6 protein-coding genes and 1 pseudogene are annotated in these 18,374 nt (G+C 37.5%); all 7 read left to right on the top strand.

All coding sequences use genetic code 11. The features are described from left to right. The coding region (locus tag GBO31_RS22725; RefSeq protein ID WP_219010902.1) for a M60 family peptidase N-terminal accessory domain-containing protein at positions 1-3,389 on the top strand (3,389 nt) is incomplete at its 5' end. Positions 3,390-4,485: 1,096 nt separating this feature from the next. Beyond that, complete coding sequence (locus GBO31_RS22730; protein ID WP_219010904.1) at positions 4,486-4,998, top strand: hypothetical protein; 513 nt, start codon at positions 4,486-4,488, stop codon at positions 4,996-4,998. 428 nt (positions 4,999-5,426) lie between these two features. Beyond that, positions 5,427-10,622, top strand: a complete 5,196-nt coding sequence (locus GBO31_RS22735; protein WP_219010905.1) for a beta strand repeat-containing protein — start codon at positions 5,427-5,429, stop codon at positions 10,620-10,622. A 152-nt stretch (positions 10,623-10,774) separates the two neighbouring features. Continuing rightward, positions 10,775-12,289, top strand: a complete 1,515-nt coding sequence (locus GBO31_RS22740) for an immunoglobulin-like domain-containing protein (RefSeq protein WP_219010907.1) — start codon at positions 10,775-10,777, stop codon at positions 12,287-12,289. Beyond that, positions 12,225-15,122 carry an immunoglobulin-like domain-containing protein gene (locus GBO31_RS22745; RefSeq protein ID WP_219010908.1) on the top strand — a complete coding sequence of 966 codons (2,898 nt, stop codon included), beginning with the start codon at positions 12,225-12,227 and terminating at the stop codon, positions 15,120-15,122. The genes GBO31_RS22740 and GBO31_RS22745 overlap by 65 nt, the downstream gene beginning before the upstream one ends. A gap of 288 nt (positions 15,123-15,410) precedes the next feature. After that, positions 15,411-17,870 carry a tail fiber domain-containing protein gene (locus tag GBO31_RS22750; protein WP_219010909.1) on the top strand — a complete coding sequence of 820 codons (2,460 nt, stop codon included), beginning with the start codon at positions 15,411-15,413 and terminating at the stop codon, positions 17,868-17,870. A gap of 4 nt (positions 17,871-17,874) precedes the next feature. Further along, positions 17,875-18,374, top strand: a pseudogene (locus GBO31_RS22755) (hemagglutinin protein); the annotation flags it as partial.

Raw genomic sequence — 18,374 nt, forward strand, 5'->3', positions numbered from 1 at the left:
GAAATATTACTGCATTAAAACCGGCTTTACAGCAAATGACAGATCATATACTGGGGAACATTAGTTTAACTCAGCAACAAAAAGATACGCATACCAATACCATTGTGGTAAATTATCAGAAAAATTATGTGAATGCCAAAACCGAAATAGATACGTATTTAGCAGCCTTCGAATCTAATTTTGATGCGTTATTCTCGAACCGTGTGGCAAATCCTAGTTTGTCCAGTTTATTGAATGAACAGCGTATCGCCTATTTCTTAATGCAAGATATTTTTGATAATGAATTTGTCGCTGGAAATATAGGCAACATGACTGGTATGAGCTTTAGAGAAGGAGATGTTTATCCAGGTCCTGTAAGTAGTAGCGCGCCTCGTAGTACCAATGCGCAGGTAGCCATAAATGCAACTTATATCAAAGACCCAGGAATACAATTAGTAGATGGTCATCGAGGTGTATTACGACCAACAGGATACTACGCAGCACGAGGAGAATTAGTGACCGTCACAGTACCAACCGCCATGGTGAATAAGGGTATAAAAATTATAGCTGGAGCACATATCAATGAAACTTCAATTGCTGGAATGCAGCGTTTTCAACGTATTTCTAAAGCAATTGAAATTACGGCCGCAACAACACAGATAGCGAACCCTTTTGGAGGAGCTTTATACTTTAGAATTCCACAAGAAACTACCGAAGGTTGGCAAACAGTGACTATCAATGGAGCGGTAAAAGCACCCTATTTTAGGATGGTAACAGGACAACCTCAAAATGTAAGCGAATGGTTGGCTGATCTAAACAATAACCATGTGCCATGGGCAGATATCGAATCTGATAAAATGATGTTTACACTACCGACCAGTATGGTGGGTATTAGAGATGTTACGGACATTATGTTGAAGTGGAATGAGATGATGGATCTTATAAATACTGTGGCAGGAAGACCACTACATCCGGTTCGTGCAGAATATGTGCAAGCAGATTGTTCTGGAGGTGTTGGATCAGCTGGATATCCTAAGCGAATGCATGAAAATACCTATGATCAGGCATTACCTTCTACCTATTGGAGTCCGCTAAGAGTGCTAGAACCTGATTTTGTAGAAACCAATCAAGGATTTATATTTCATGAGTTAGGCCATAATATGTTGTTCCCAATTCCTGATGGACATGCAGAAACCGTAGTACAAATGTTTTCAGTGCCAAGTTATTTTGTACTAACAAATGATTTAGAAAAATCTATAAGCTATGTAGAAGGAGAAACCTATGGAAGAGATACCGGAGCAATTGCATGGATGATCACTCCTGAGTTTAGAAATAACACGGCAATGTTAGAAGAACATGCTAAATATCAAGTAAGAGGAGGTGTAAAATGGTTTGATATTGTAGATATGTTCAGTTGGGAAGATCTAGGGAAGCTGAATAAATTCTTTTATGATAAGTGGACTGCCGAAGGAGGCTCTCCTTTAGGAGATACCTATGTAACAGATTCTGATTATCTACAAGCAGCTACAGAACGCATAGGTTTTAATATGACGCCTTTATTAAATTTTTGGGGTATGATTCCAACAACCAATGAAATCAATACCTATGCTTCGTATCAGGTCAGTTGTAAAATATATGATCGTCTATTACATTATAAGAGTTTAGTACCTAGAACCCAGGCAGCGTTTCTGCCTTGGCGAGATTTATTGTTGTCAGAAGTAGACCCATACCATCATGCCGAAATCAATGATATCTATGCAAATTATGATGCTCAAAATATAGGAGATCAGATTATTGCGCAAATAGATAACCTTATTGCCACTTACTATCCTAATGGAGATTGTCAAACATTTCAAAACGATATTAGCTTACGTGCCATTATTAGTCCAAAAGCTTCAGACATTAATTGTGGTGATGTTTCACCTCAAATACAAGTTAGAAATAATGGTATAAATGATATTACTTCAATCAATATTACATATGGTGTTAATGGAGGGGTGACCCATGATTATTTATGGAATGGAATGTTACCATCTACTAAAGAAACAAAGATAAATCTCCCCTCTATTTCAGCAGGATCAGGAAATCTTATTTTAAATGTTGAAACATCGATAGGTAATGACGAAAATAGTGCTAATAATAGCAGTTCACAAAGCTTTAGTGTTAATGAATCTGGTTCTTTTAATGTGATAAATTCTTTTGAGAATGCTGAAGATGAATTAATTGTGCAAAATGGTGTCTGGGATCGAGGTGTTCCTTCGGGCTCAACCTTAAACAACGCGTCAACAGGAACTCAGGTTTACGGGACGAATCTATCTGGAAATTATCCCTCAAATACAAATGCAAGTTTGCAATCAAATTGTTATGATTTTACACAGATAATTGATCCTGTTTTAAAATTTAAAATGGCTTATGACCTCGAAGAAAATTGGGATTGGGCAAATGTAGAGTATTCATTAAATGCAGGACAATCGTGGAGTATTCTAGGGAATATCAATAGTCAGCCAAATTGGTACAACAGTGACAGAGTAGAAGACTTTGATTGCATAGGTTGTCCTGGAGCACAATGGACTGGTACAAATACTACGATGACACAATTTGCGTACGACTTTAGTCAGAATGCAGCTTTAGGAGAAACTGATCTTACTGCCGAGGTTAATATTGTATTTAGAATCACATTACATTCTGATGATATAATTAATCAGGAAGGCATTGTTATTGATGATTTTGTAGTAGAAACTAAAGCGCCTATAGCGCTAAACCCTAAAATATTTTTGGAAGGAACAGCTATCAATCCTAATGTCGGAGAAGAGGCTTTAATGCGAGATGACCTAAGAGTAGCAGGATTACTTCCAACCACAAGTCCATACACAGATGCATTGATTTGTAATTTCAGTGTTTTTGATATAGCAGGCGATAATGCCATTGTAGATTGGGTTTGGATTGAATTAAGAGATGCTAATAGTTCTGCAATAAGTATAGCAAGTCAATCCGCTTTATTACAACGGGATGGTGATATAGTGGATGTTGATGGGATATCGCCATTAAGTTTTGTTATGCCTGAAGGAGATTATTATCTAATGATCCAACATAGAAATCACCTACGAATCAGAACTCAAACTCCAGAGTCTTTAACGTCAAATCCTATAACCGTAGATTTAAGTACGGATCCTACAAAGGTAGCTGGAGGAGTAAATGCATTGCAATTACTGACTAATGGTAAATATGCAATGATTACTGGAGATTATGATGGCAATGGTCAGGTACAAAACTCCGATGTTAATGAGATCATACAATTATTAGGTAATGCAGGTTATAATAACGCTGATACGGATATGAATGGGCAGATACAAAATACAGATATTAATAATTCACTAAATCCTAATTTAGGAAAAGGAGAGCAGTTTTAAATACTAATACTATCTAATACTATTTCATATAAGAACTGGTATTAACCCGTTGTGGATTTAAGAAAACACAAAAAAAAGCGTCAATTCGAGACATCTAATAAAAATTTATCCAGTGTATGGACTGACATTCATTGCATTTGTAGCTTCAGCTTCCTCCTTCGAAACGACATTGCGATAGCGATGGGCGAGCTGTGGAGTTGGAAAAGGAGGATGTTTTTAGAGAAACACCCATCCTCCATCGCCCCGACTCGCCTACAACTCACGTTGTATCGCCCTCAAGGGAAGGAGTTATTAATTTGAAATACAGTTATTTTGATTAAAAAAATATCTATATGCACCATGAGTGGTATTACAACAGATGTATATATAAAATGGGTATCTGTTATGTTTGAGATAACGCCCAGGCTTTTTTTTTTGCCCTATATCCCAATGGTCCATAGGGTAAACGGCATGACAAATACCTGACAATGCCCACTTGTATAGGGATAAACCCCATGCTGTGATAGGGTTCTAGTCTATACGAGGAAGCCTCAATACCTTTATCTAACTACTAGGGTACTATGATTAAGATACCATTTGGGTATTCAGATAATGGTTATAAGACTTAATTATTTATAATAAAAATGTTAAAAAGGTAAAAAATTGACATCATGTCAGTGTTTTTGCTGGATATATCTTTGATATAACAAGGTTTTGATTACAAGTAGTTTACAGCTAAAATATAGTTTCATTAGTTTCTGAAAATTCAATCTTTTAACATCTTGGAACAACTCTTGACCCATATATACCAGCAAAGTTGTCATTATAAGCTGTAATATCAATCGTTATACCAGTTCTTATATGAAATTATTGAAATACGAAATTGAACTATTCTGAGTTCAGGCGAGGCATAAAATTAATGGATAGCCATAGCTATCGATTAATTTTATAACGAAGCATCAAGTCAAAATAGACAATTTTATACAGTTATTTCATTTGAGAAATGGTATTGGTATATATCTTTTGAACCCACTCGATGCATACCAGGGATTTGTATCAAGGTATATAAAACAAGTTTTGCAAAACAAAATGAGTATGAATTTAAAATGTAAAAACTATGTCATTACAAAATTTAATCAATGTAAGTTTTACTGAAGAAGAAGTAACTGCATTAACAGAACATTTAACTGGGATTGATCAAATTATTAATGGAAAGACCGTGAATCTTACTGCTTCCGAACGTATCCGGTATGGTCGTATTGCCAATCAAAACAAATTGCTGGTGGATAAAGCGAAAAGCTATATGAAACAGCATCCAGATTGGATTCCAAAATTTTTAGACAAAGAAAGATTCGATAGGGATTATGTGACTCGTGGACAGGTTGAAGAAATGATTCAGCTATTAGAAAATTATAGGCAACAGTTGATCGATACTAAAACCTTATTAGATCATGATAATTATTCTAATGCTTTAAGTTTTCACCGAAAAGTGAGATTTCTTGCCGAAGAAGATGAACCCGGAGCTAAAACGGTTTATAATGATATGAAAATGTTGTTTAGAAGTCGTAAGGGTACCATCCCACCAGTAGAAGAAGAAAACGATATGCCTTCTGAAGAAGAAGCTGCTTAGTATCATCCTAGTAACAAAAGAAAAACCGCATTTGGCGGTTTTTTTTATGCTTTTATGTAACCAAAATAGTCATAGGACACTACTGCTAGTCAACACTCTCTTATGTATTTCCAGCCTTTTATCGAAAAAAACAAAATAAAAATAGGGTATCTCAAAACTTGGCTGTACTAAAATTGATTGGGTACCTAGATCACCTAATTATTAGTGAAAAATAAACCTTTATAGCCCCTTTAGATATGAAAAAAATTACGCCTTTAGTATTAGCCACTTACTTTAATCATTTCTTCAGTAAGTTTTTGCCTTTTCGAAGTAGAATATATTTCCAAACTACAGATAACGACTAGTTTTTTTAAAAAAATGGATAGAAACTTTCTAAAGTACTATCGAGCTATATAAAATCTAATATCCCTTTTAATCCCCCTTTTACTATGAAACAATTTTATGTTCCTACTAATTTTAAAGCAAACCTATATCGAATTACACTGCTGTTTTTTGTAACAGTATATAGTGCTTTTGCTCAGAATCTCCTTGAAATCGAACCTAACAATGCATTCGGTGATGCAGGGATTCAAGAAATTTTTGAAAGAGAAAGCTTATGGGGAAGTATTATTAACAATGATCCATTTGGTAATCACGACCCTATTGATATCTGGCATATAACACCTACTCCTGGAACGGATAGATATCTGTATCACAATTATCAAGGAGTACGTGTGCATCCGAGACCTTTTATTACGTATGTAAACCCTAATGTATGGTTAGTAACTCGTACTGGAAGCCATAATGGTCCTATGGTAAGTCAGGTGGAAATGAAAAATTCTATTACCTCACGTCATCTATTAGATTATACAGGAACTAATTACTACTATTCCATTGAAGTTAGAGGACAAGATGGTTTATACAACGCACAATCTGGGTTTGATGCCAGAATAACAGTTCGATCTAATAGTACTACCTATTGTGAAGATCCTAATGCTGTAACAAGTATTACAGCTACTTCAGTTGCAGATGCAATACAAGTCAATACAATTACAGCTCCAGTTGGAGGGGCTACGGGATATATGGTAAAAATTAGTGATACCAATAGTTTCACCGATCAAATGGATAACTTTGATGTGCTTCCAGTAGCTAACACTGCTTATGCGGGTACTGGTGAACAAGTTGTGTATTCAGGAACATCTTCGAATCCGAATATCAATATTACCGGATTAACTGGGGAAACAGAATATTTTGTAAAGGTATATGCATATACACTGTGTGATGGAGATTTTTATTTCTATAACAATTCAGGAAGCAGTACTTCAATTAAAACCTGTGTTCCACCAGCAAGTCCTACAGCTAACCTTGTCTTCGAATCAGAAACTAGTAATAGTGTAAACCTTACCAGTTTTGATGTAGTTGCGGATGCAGAAGGRTTTATAGTAAAAGTAAATACAGTTGATAGTTTTACTAACCTTGCAACTGTAGCAAGTTTACCTTCTGCAAATTCAGTATATGCTGGAACAGGAGAGCAAATTATATATGTGGGAGCTTCAAACAGTCCGAATGTTACAATTACTGGTTTAAGCGATTTGACCCAGTATTATGTAAAAGTATATGGATATAACGAGTGTTTAGGAGATTATTATTTTGAAAATGCAGCAACTGCAGCTTCTTTTATCACTTGTGGAAGTCCAGTTGGAGGTCAAGTTAATTTAGTTGCAAATAATATGGCAAAAACTGAAACCTCTGTACGAGTGCAGCAAACCAAATCTGCAGCGGTCGATGGTGTTATTATGTATATAAATAGCACTGATTCTTTTACAGCGCCAACAACAGGAACTACATTACCGATGGCGAATGCTGCCTACTCTGGAAGTGGTCAACAAGTTATTGATGTTACTACCTTGGCTTCATCATCGGTTGATGTAACCAATTTGAGTCCGAATGCTACTTATTACTTTAGAGCATATGGGTATAATACTTGCGCAGATGGTAATTTTTATTTTGAATCTTTAGGATCGGGTCTTACTGATGCCACTTGTGGGATTAGCTCGAATCTGGCAAGTAATGTTTCGATACCAACTGTAAAAATGAATTCATTAAACATTGCCGGTTTTGACGCTCCAGATAGTGATGCTTTTGGTAATGATCCTACGGGCTATGTAGTGGTAATGAATACTGTCAATTCATTTACACCATTCTCTACAAATACAACTTTACCATCAGCTACTACTGCTTATACAGGAGGAGAACAAGTAGTGTATGTAGGAGGTTCTAACACACCTGATATAAATATTACAGGACTTACAAAAAATACAGATTACTATTTTACGGTATATGCTTATAAGCAATGCACTACTAATATTTACTTTCAGCAAACAGGATATTCGTTTACACAAAAGACAGAAGCACTTACTACTAATCTAGCTAGTGACACTGTTTTGTCAAATGTAACACGTACAGCGCTGCAAATCGATAGTTTTACGCCAGCTACCAGCGATGCATCCGCTGTAGATATTGAAGGATATATAATAAAGATGAATGCGACCAATGTATTTACAGTAATAAATACAGGTAATTCTTTACCAATTGCAAATACGGTATATGGCGGAGGAGAGCAAGTAATATATGCAGGAAACTCAAATACGCCAGGTATATCCATCTCTGGACTTACAGAAAATACTACTTATTATTTTACTGTGTACGGATATGCACAACAAGATGGTATTTATAATTACCAATCAGTAGGATATGTTTTCTCGCAAAATAGCTTACATATTGATTTTACAAATCCTAGTTTAACTTTTGGAGGAGCGGATGAAACATTAATTGGAAATACAAATTCAGGAGGGGCTGTTAATTTTAGCTTGGTGGATGATACAACAGGAAGTTCCATTAGCGGCGATACGTTTACTATAGGAAATGCAGGAAATACAACTATTCGAGTAAGTGCTGCGGCAAATGGAACTTATGGAGCGGATGCTAAAGATTTCCCAGTTACGATTAACAAAATAAATCCTGTAATTACCTGGAATGCACCATCTACAATTGATTTAGGAGTACCTTTGGATGCTACCTATTTAAATGCAACAGCAAACGTAACAGGTACTTTTGAATATTATACCTCTTATAACTCGTTCTTTAATACATTCTCCGGTAGGATTACAGAAGGGATGACCACCCTGACTTACAATAACGGTTTTGCTACAACAATTTATACAAGATTTATTCCAAATGATACCAACTACAATGTTGGAGTTGGTAGTACTGCAATAACAGTTACTGGATCAAATACCTTAGAAATTACACCAAATGATATGTTAAAAGCCATAGGTGGTGCAGATCCAACATTCACGTCATCTATTACAATAGGGCAATTAAATTCAGGGGATATCATCTGGGTTCCTTTAAAAAGAGAACCAGGCGAAACAGCAGGAACCTATGTGATTTCAATAGATGAAACAGCGCAAGCACCAGCAAGTTTTGATCCAGCAGGAAGATGTCCTGCCGGTGTATGTATAGGTAACGATCGTTTTGGCTATGGTTATATAGACTGGGACGATGGGTTTATAACAAATGGAAATTATAACATTCAATTACAAACCGGAACTTTTACCATTACCGATAAAGAACAGGTAACAATTACCTTAGATCCAGCGACTCTAGGAAATACAACCTTCAATGCGAGTCCTAGAACCCCTGTTACTGCATCTAATATTGTAGTTACTGCTACAGGAAGCCCAGCTTCTCCGATGTCAGCATTAGATGTAATCTATTCAGGAGCAGATTATACGAATAATCCTTATGGACCAACACCTACACCTCCTACCAATGCTGGATCCTATACTGTTACTGCCAATGTGCCAACAGCAGATCCTAATTTCTTTGGATCCGCAAGTGCAAGTTTTATAATTTCAAGATATAATCTTACGCTTAGACCAGATGATCCACAAGTAATACTATATGATGGTACTGCAAAAACTTTTGAAATTACAGATAAAGGATTGGCAGGAGAGACTTTAACTGCTGGAATCCAATATAGGATCAATTCTCCTTTTGGAGTAGTCTTTACGGATGCTCCTCCAATTGAATTAGGAAGTTATCCAGTATCAGTGAATTCTTGGAATTCTACCAATTATGCTTTTGGGTATAGTGGAACATTAATAATAACTGAAAATAAGACAGCAGTGACCATTACACTAGCAGATTTATATCACGAGTATGATGGAACTCCAAAATCGGCTACGGTAGCAAGTATAGAAACGAGTCCAGGTGTAGCGGCTACACCAACTCCAAATGTTATCGTTACTTATGAAGGAATTAATGGAACGTTCTACAATAAGTCAACGACACCACCGACTGTAGGAGGGGAATATAGGGTCTTTGCTTATGTAAATACTACAGATGCAAACTTCTTTGGCAGCACGAGTGCTACTATGACTATTTTCGAAAAAGAGAGCGTAACCTTTAATTTTGGTACAGGAAGCTTAACCTATAATGGGAGTCCGCAAGGGATTAGTGTTAGCATTACAGATAGTAATGATGTAGTTATAGATCCAGTACCAGCGTATACCGTTTCATATTCAGGAACAGATACAGATGATAACGACTATGGTCCATCTGCAACTCCACCAACCAATGCTGGAGATTATACGATGAATGTAAGCATAAACGCTTCTGATCCGGCACATCAGGGTAGTGAAAGTGATGAATTTACGATAGCTAGAGCTGATCAAACGATAACTTTTGATAGTCTCAATGATGTACCACTAAACCATCCTGATTTTGATTTGACCGCTACTTCAGATTCTGGATTAGGAATTACTTATGTAAGTTCTAATACGGCAGTAGCTACCGTTTCAGGAAGTACCGTAACCATCGTAGGATTAGGAACTACCACCATTACTGCAAGTCAAGCTAGGAGTACCAATTTTAACGCAGCAGTACCAGTAGATCAAACTTTAACAGTTATCGATCCTAATATTCTATTGACTCCAAAAATTTATCTACAAGGAGCAGCAACCAATCCAAATATGGGAGAAGAAAGCTTGATGAGAGATGATCTAAGAGTAGGAGGAATGATTCCTACAACAAGTCCCTATGTTGATGCGCTTACCCTAGATCCCGGAGTGTTATTAGTAACAGGAGCAGATGCTATTGTGGATTGGATATGGGTAGAATTACGAGATGCAAACGATGCTACCATAATTGTAGATGGTACATCTGCCTTACTACAAAGAGATGGAGATGTTGTGGGTGTTGATGGAATATCATCGGTAACATTTACACAACCTTCAACCGATTATTATATCGCTATGAAACACCGTAACCATTTAGGCGTACGATCCGTAAATACATATAGCCTTTCTTCAAGTAATACCGCTATCGATTTTTCTATAAGCAATACATCTTTACAAGGTGGATCTAATGCGGTAGTTGATATGGGGAATAGCATTTTCTCGATTCCAGTAGGTGATCAAGATGAAAATGGTCAGATCCAAAATGCAGATATCAATGCAGTAGTTCAACTACTCGGAAGTTCAGGATATAACAAAGCGGATATGGATATGAATGGTCAGATCCAAAATACCGATATCAATACACTGATAAACCCTAATCTGGGTAGAGGAGAACAGTTTTAATCCATCACTTTTTAGTCTTTTATCGAAAAAATAAAAATAAAAATAGGGTATCTCAAAACTAGCCTGTACTAAAAGTGATTAAGCAAGTAATACCATATTGAAAAACAAATAACGGAATTGAAATAAACCTTTTAACCCCTAATGTATACACTATGAAACACAATTATTACCAATTTATTAAGAACTTAACCTTAATACTCGCCCTGGTATTTGGATTGGCTGGTGTGCAAGCACAGGAAATCCTATTTACTTTTGCCAATGCGCAAAATACCAACGATGGCGTTGATGATTTTTATGAAGTAGACGTCATGATACAGAGTACAGTAGACTTTAAACTGGGCTCTGGACAATTATATTTTAATTATAATTCAGAAGCTTTTGGAACGAATATAGATGGAGATGCTTCTGCCATGCCACCGGCACCAGATGTTGCGGAGTACACACAACCTAATGGATCTATTACCGGAGCAACTTTATTTGGAGGAGCACTCAATGTGTATAATGGATTTGTAGATAACAATAACACAAGTACTCGATATTCAGTTTCTTTTCAGCAAGGAGTGAATGCTAGTCTTATGGATGCTCAAAGTGATGTAACTAGTACTCCAAAACTATTATTACATCTTAAAATAAAATATCAGGATATTACAAAAGATCCGATGTTTACTTTTGAAGAGGCACCCCTTTTTGGTGGGCAATTTGTAATTGCTTGTGATGGAGTTCCATGTTCTGGAACTGTAATTAGTGCAGCAAATGATTCATTTGATTCTTCAGGAGCTGAAGTTGATACAACACCACCTGTGATTACATTAACGGGAGCAAATCCACAAACAATTGAATTAGGAGATGGCTATACAGAATTAGGAGCAACTACAGACGATGGTTCTTCAGTAGTGATTGATGCAAGTGCTTTTGTAGATGCCGTAGGAAGTTATACCATCACCTATAATGCTACAGATGCATCAGGGAATAATGCAGTGGAAGTAACTAGAACAGTAAATGTAGTGGACACAACTGCTCCAGTAATTACCTTAAATGGTGATAATCCACAAGAAATAGAATTGGGAGCTGGCTATACAGAATTAGGAGCTACTGCCGATGATGGATCTACAGTAGTGATCGATGCAAGTGCTTTTGTAGATGCATTAGGAAGTTATACCATCACCTATAATGCTACGGATGCGGCTGGAAATGATGCGGTAGAAGTAACAAGAACGGTAAATGTAGTAGATACCACTGCACCGGTAATTACCTTAAACGGAGCAAACCCACAAGTAATAGAATTAGGAGCTGGATATACAGAATTAGGAGCTACTGCCGATGATGGATCTACAGTAGTGATCGATGCAAGTGCGTTTATGGATGCAGTAGGAAGTTATAGTGTTACCTATAACGCTACAGATGCTTCAGGAAATGATGCCGTAGAAGTAACAAGAACYGTAAATGTAGTGGATACTACTGCACCAGTAATTACTTTAAATGGTGCCAATCCACARGTAATAGAACTTGGAGCTGGCTATACAGAATTAGGAGCTACTGCMGATGATGGATCTACAGTAGTGATCGATGCMAGTGCGTTTATGGATGCAGTAGGAAGYTATAGTGTTACCTGGATCTACAGTAGTAATCGATGCCAGTGCGTTTATGGATGCAGTAGGAAGCTATAGTGTTACCTATAACGCTACCGATGCTTCAGGAAATGATGCCGTAGAAGTAACAAGAACCGTAAATGTAGTGGATACTACAGCTCCAGTGATTACGTTAAACGGAGCAAATCCTCAAGCCATAGAACAAGGAAGTAGTTATGTAGAATTAGGTGCTACAACGGATGATGGATCTATGGTAGTGATCGATGCATCAGCAGTGAATACAAATATGGCAGGAAGTTATACAGTAACCTATAATGCAACAGATGCTTCAGGAAATAGCGCTGTAGAAGTAACCAGAACTGTCAATGTAGCTGATACAACAGTACCAGTCATAGTTCTAAATGGTTTACCAATAGTAGTTGCTGAAGCAGCGAATCCATATGTGGATGCAGGAGCGATTGCAACAGATGCAGTGGATGGTAGTCTTACGGCAAGTATTGTGGTAGTGAATCCAGTAAATGTTTTAATACCTGGAACGTATTTAGTAACGTACAATGTAAGCGATGCCGCAGGAAATGCAGCTGCACAAGTAACTCGTACTGTAATTGTTCAGGATAGTACAGTACCTGTAATTACCTTATTAGGATCTCCAACGGTAACTGTAGAAGCTGGAAGTAGCTATACGGATGCTGGAGCGACAGCTAGTGATACTTTAGATGGAGATATCACTGCTGATATTGTGGTAGTGAACCCAGTAAATACTTCAGTTCTTGGGACATATACAGTAACGTATAATGTTGAAGATGCATCTAGTAACTCAGCGGTAGAAGTAACAAGAACCGTAAATGTAGTGGATACTACTGCACCAGTAATTACCTTAAACGGAGCAAACCCACAGACTATAGAATTAGGAGCTGGATATACTGAGCTAGGTGCTACAACAGATGATGGATCTGCAGTAGTGATTGATGCAAGTGCATTTGTAGATGCTGTAGGAAGTTATACAATCACCTATAATGCTGCGGATGCTTCTGGAAATAATGCTGTAGAAGTATCAAGAACCGTAAATGTTGTAGATACTACTGCACCCGTGATTACTTTGAATGGATCAAATCCACAGATAATTGCAGAAGGTGGTATGTATACAGAATTAGGAGCTACTACAGATGATGGTTCCATGGTGGTAATTGATGCATCCGCTGTAAATACTAATGCAGTAGGAAGTTATATAGTAACTTATAATGCTACAGATGCTTCAGGAAACGCTGCTGCGCAAGTAACAAGAACTGTAAATGTAGTAGATACGAATGCACCGATAATTACATTAAACGGAGCGAATCCACAAGCAATCGAATTAGGTGCTTCCTATGTGGAGTTAGGAGCTACTGCTGATGATGGATCTACAGTTGTGATCGATGCTTCTGCCGTGAATACAAATGTATTAGGAAGTTATAATGTAACCTATAATGCTACAGATGCTGCAGGAAATGCTGCTGTAGAAGTAGTTAGAATTGTAAATGTAGTAGATACTACTGCACCAGTAATTACACTAAACGGAGCAAATCCGCAGACTATCGAATTAGGAGCTGGATATTCAGAGTTAGGAGCAACTACAAATGATGGATCTATGGTAGTAATTGACGCCTCTGCTGTAAATACAAATGCAGTAGGAAGTTATTCAGTTACTTATAATGCTACAGATGCTTCAGGAAATGCTGCTGCGCAAGTAATAAGAACGGTGAATGTAGTAGATACTACAGCACCAGTGATTACGTTAAACGGATCAAATCCTCAGATAATTGCGCAAGGAGATGTATACGCAGAACTAGGCGCTACTACAGATGATGGATCGATGGTAGTAATTGATGCCTCTGCTGTAAATACAAATGCAATAGGAAGTTATTCAGTAAGGTATAACGCTACAGATGCTTCAGGAAATGTTGCTGTAGAAGTAGTTAGAACGGTGAATGTCGTAGATACCAACGCACCAATCATTACGTTAAGCGGAGCGAATCCACAAATAATTGAATTAGGTACTGCTTATGTAGAATTAGGAGCTACGACAAATGATGGATCTATGGTAGTAATCGATGCATCTGCTGTAAATACCAATGCAGTAGGAAGTTATTCAGTAACCTATAATGCAACGGATGCTTCAGGAAATGCAGCTGTAGAAGTGATAAGAACGGTGAATGTAGTAGATACAAATGCGCCAGTAATTACATTAACAGGAGCAAATCCACAGACCATTGAATTAGGTACTGCATACGTAGAATTAGGAGCAACTACCAATGATGGATCTATGGTAGTAATCGATGCCTCTGCTGTGAATACCAATGCAGTAGGAAGTTATTCAGTAACCTATAATGCTACGGATGCTTCTGGAAATAATGCTGTAGAAGTAATTAGAACGGTGAATGTAGTAGATACTACTGCACCAGTGATTACGTTAAACGGAGCAAATCCACAAGAAATTTTAGAAGGTACTGCGTATGTAGAATTAGGAGCTACTACAGATGATGGATCTATGGTAGTAATCGATGCCTCTGCAGTCGACACTAATGTGATTGGAAGTTATACGGTTACCTATAATGCTACGGATGCTTCAGGAAATGCAGCAGTAGAAGTAACTAGAACTGTGAATGTAACTGCTACGCTAAGTGTAGATGAAAATGAGTTAGCGTCGATAAGACTATATCCAAACCCAGTGATCGATAGATTCGTAGTGTCTGGAGTATCTGAAACGATAGATATGATCGAGATCTATTCAATGGAAGGTAGATTGGTAAAACAAATCAAAGATTATAATGCCCAAGCCATTGAAGTATCTCAATTCCAAGAAGGAGTCTATCTTGTAAGAATTAGCAAAGGAAATAGTGCTAAGACTATTCGATTCGTAAAGAAGAAATAAAAGGAGTACAATAACATTTTGAGAACTACAGCTTGTATGAAAACAAGCTGTATTCTTCAAATGTAAAAGCCAGCTTATGATGAGGAAAAACATAATGAAATATAGGTTGACTTTAACACTACTTACCTTATATGTGCTGTTATTTCTTTTAATAGTACTATAAAAAATATTGCGGAGAAAGGGGCCGTGATATACAGTGATCAAGAAGGATATGTTGGGGTTGTGTTCAACAACCCCTGTATATCTAAATCTTCAAATCAAACTTTAAAAATGTAAATCTAGATATAGATGAAAAAAAATATAATCTTTTTAATAGCTGCTTTATGGTGTGGGATTGGATTTTCTCAGACCTTTAATTATCAGGCAGTAGTCAGAGATGCAGCAGGAGATCCCGTAGTGAATCAGTCTGTAGGCGTTCTGGTTAGAATTATAGAAGGAAGTGCCACAGGAAGTGTGGTGTATAATGAAGCACATACCGTGACTTCTAATGACCAAGGAATGATTACATTTCTTGTTGGAGGAGGAACGTCAGGAGCTAATTTTTTAGCAATTGATTGGAGTAAACAAAATCAGTGGATTGATGTACAGGTTGATATTACTGGAGGAACGAACTATGTTCAGATAGGAACTTCAAAATTACAGTTCGTTCCTTATGCGATGTATGCTATGAATAGTGGTGTTGCAGGAAATGCTGGGGTATTTGTAGTAAATAGTAATGTGGTTAGTAATGGCAATGGAAATAACCAAACAGATGATTTTGTATTTGGGGCAAGTCAATTAGATTTCTCCTCAATGAATAGTCCATTGAACGCCCGTATGTTTTTTGATAAGAGTAAACGTGCATTCAGAGCAGGATTTACCTTCAGTGATGCCTGGGATGAAGCTAATGTTGGAGACTTTTCTGTTGGTTTTGGAGAAGGAGGATTAGCAAGTGGTCGTAATTCCTTTTCAATGGGTAGAAACGCTAATGCTACAGGAAATGAAGCATTTGCTTTTGGTACTAACGCTGGTGGTTTTGCAGATTATGCTAGAGGGTTTGGTTTGAATGCGAGGGCTAATGGAGTAAATTCTACTGCAATCGGAAGACAATTAAATGCCAACTCCATGGCCGAAATTCAATTAGGACAATACAGTAATTTTGTTGCCGGTTCTGCAGATACTTGGGTGGATACGGATCGTTTATTTGTCATTGGTAATGGACAACCGGATATCAATCTTGCTTTGAATAGTGATGCCTTAGTCATGTTAAAAAATGGTAATACAACTTTAAACGGAACATTTACCATTGATGGAGACAATGATGGACCAGGAACGGCCTTTACGTTACCTGCACAAGATGGTTCGGCATTGCAGATTATGCAAACCGATGGAGCAGGAAATGTTTCTTGGGTAACACCTGCAGCAGATGCTATTCCAAATGGAGGAAATAACGGAGAAGTACTTTCAACAGATGGTGCGGGATTATTATCATGGGTAACAAATGATGATGCGGATGCTGACCCTACGAACGAGATCGAATTACCAACTCAAACAGGAGAATCTGGTAAATTTTTGACTACAGACGGTACAGCAGTTAGTTGGCAAGATGTACCCAATGAAATTCCAACAGGAGGAAATAATGGGCAAGTATTGTCAACAGACGGTTCAGGAGCATACAGCTGGATTGATCAGCCAGCAGCACCAGCATTTTCTACTACAAATAATATCACTAGTAATGGTGCGAATGCATATGGAGTGGATGACTTTATTTTTGGAGCACCAACAAATGAAACAGGGTTAGATATTTTAGCTGCTAACAGAATATTCTTTGACAAAAATAAAGCGGCGATCAGGATTGGTAGAGATATCGGAGGAGTTAATGCCTTTGCAGATGCAAATGTTGGAGCTTATTCTGCAGCCTTTGGAATTAATCCTAAAGCAGCGGGTGATCAGGCTTTTGCTGTAGGGTTTTCTCCTGATGCATCAGGATTGAATGCCATTGCTTTAGGGAATCAGGTAAATGCAACAAGTAGTTCATCGGTAGCTATTGGAAGCTTTAGCACATCTTCTGGTGTGAATACCATCACTCTTGGAGCGAATCTAACAGCAGAAAGTAGAGGTCAGATAAGCATGGGATACAGAAATACACCTGTGGCAGGAAACCCAAGTGCTTATATAGAAACGGATCGCTTATTTGTAATAGGTAATGGTACTGCTGATTTTGATGGAGTATATCCTTCTGATGCGTTGGTAATGCTTAAAAACGGGAATACTGCTTTTTCAGGGAATGTAGGAGTAGGAACTACTACACCAGAAACCACTTATGCATTGAACGTAAACGGAGATCTAAACTACACAGGAAATTTAACGAATATCTCAGATCGTCGTTATAAAAAGAATATTGAAGCACTACCTAACAGTTTAGATAAAATTCTAAAAACGGAAGGAGTTCAATATGAAATGAGAAAAGAAGACTTTCCAAATATGAAATTTGCTGAGGGAACGCAATATGGAGTGATTGCCCAAGACATTGAAAAAATCTTTCCAAATCTGGTATCTACGAATGATCAAGGATATAAAAGTGTAAACTATACAGGATTAATCCCAGTTTTGGTAGAAGCATTAAAAGAACAGCAGCAGCAGATAGAGCAACAGCAAGCTGAGATTACAGCACTAAAAGCTGATGCAGCGGAAGCTTCAACTATAGAAAAGCGTCTTCAGGCATTAGAGGCTGTATTGAAAAGTCAGGTAACGTATCAAAAGAATTAATAAGATGAGAAGATTATTTTTAACGCTAGTAGGTGTGTGTACATTTTTTGGTGTGCAAGCGCAAAGTATAGAAAGACAAGTAATCAGTTCAGGCGGTAACACCATCACTAATGGTGGTGTTACCTTGGACTATACCATAGGAGAATTAGCAGTAACTACGATTACAGATGGTACCACTACGCTAACCCAAGGTTTTCAGCAAGCTACGATACAATTAGCGATTAAGATTAATCCAGTTGTGTTTCTACAAGGAGCTGCCATTAATCCAAATATGGGAGAAGAGAGTCTAATGCGAGATGATTTAAGAGCTGCTGCGGCAATTCCAACAACATCTCCCTATGCAGATGCAGCAACGACAGCAGCAACAGTTTTTAATACAACAGGAGCAAATGCTATTGTAGACTGGATTTGGGTAGAATTAAGAGATAAAAATAATGCAAATCAGGTACTAGCGTCTTCATCAGCATTACTACAAAGAGACGGTAATATAGTGGGCACTGATGG

This window comes from Aquimarina litoralis (assembly GCF_019295435.1).
GTDB classification, from domain to species: domain Bacteria; phylum Bacteroidota; class Bacteroidia; order Flavobacteriales; family Flavobacteriaceae; genus Aquimarina; species Aquimarina litoralis_A.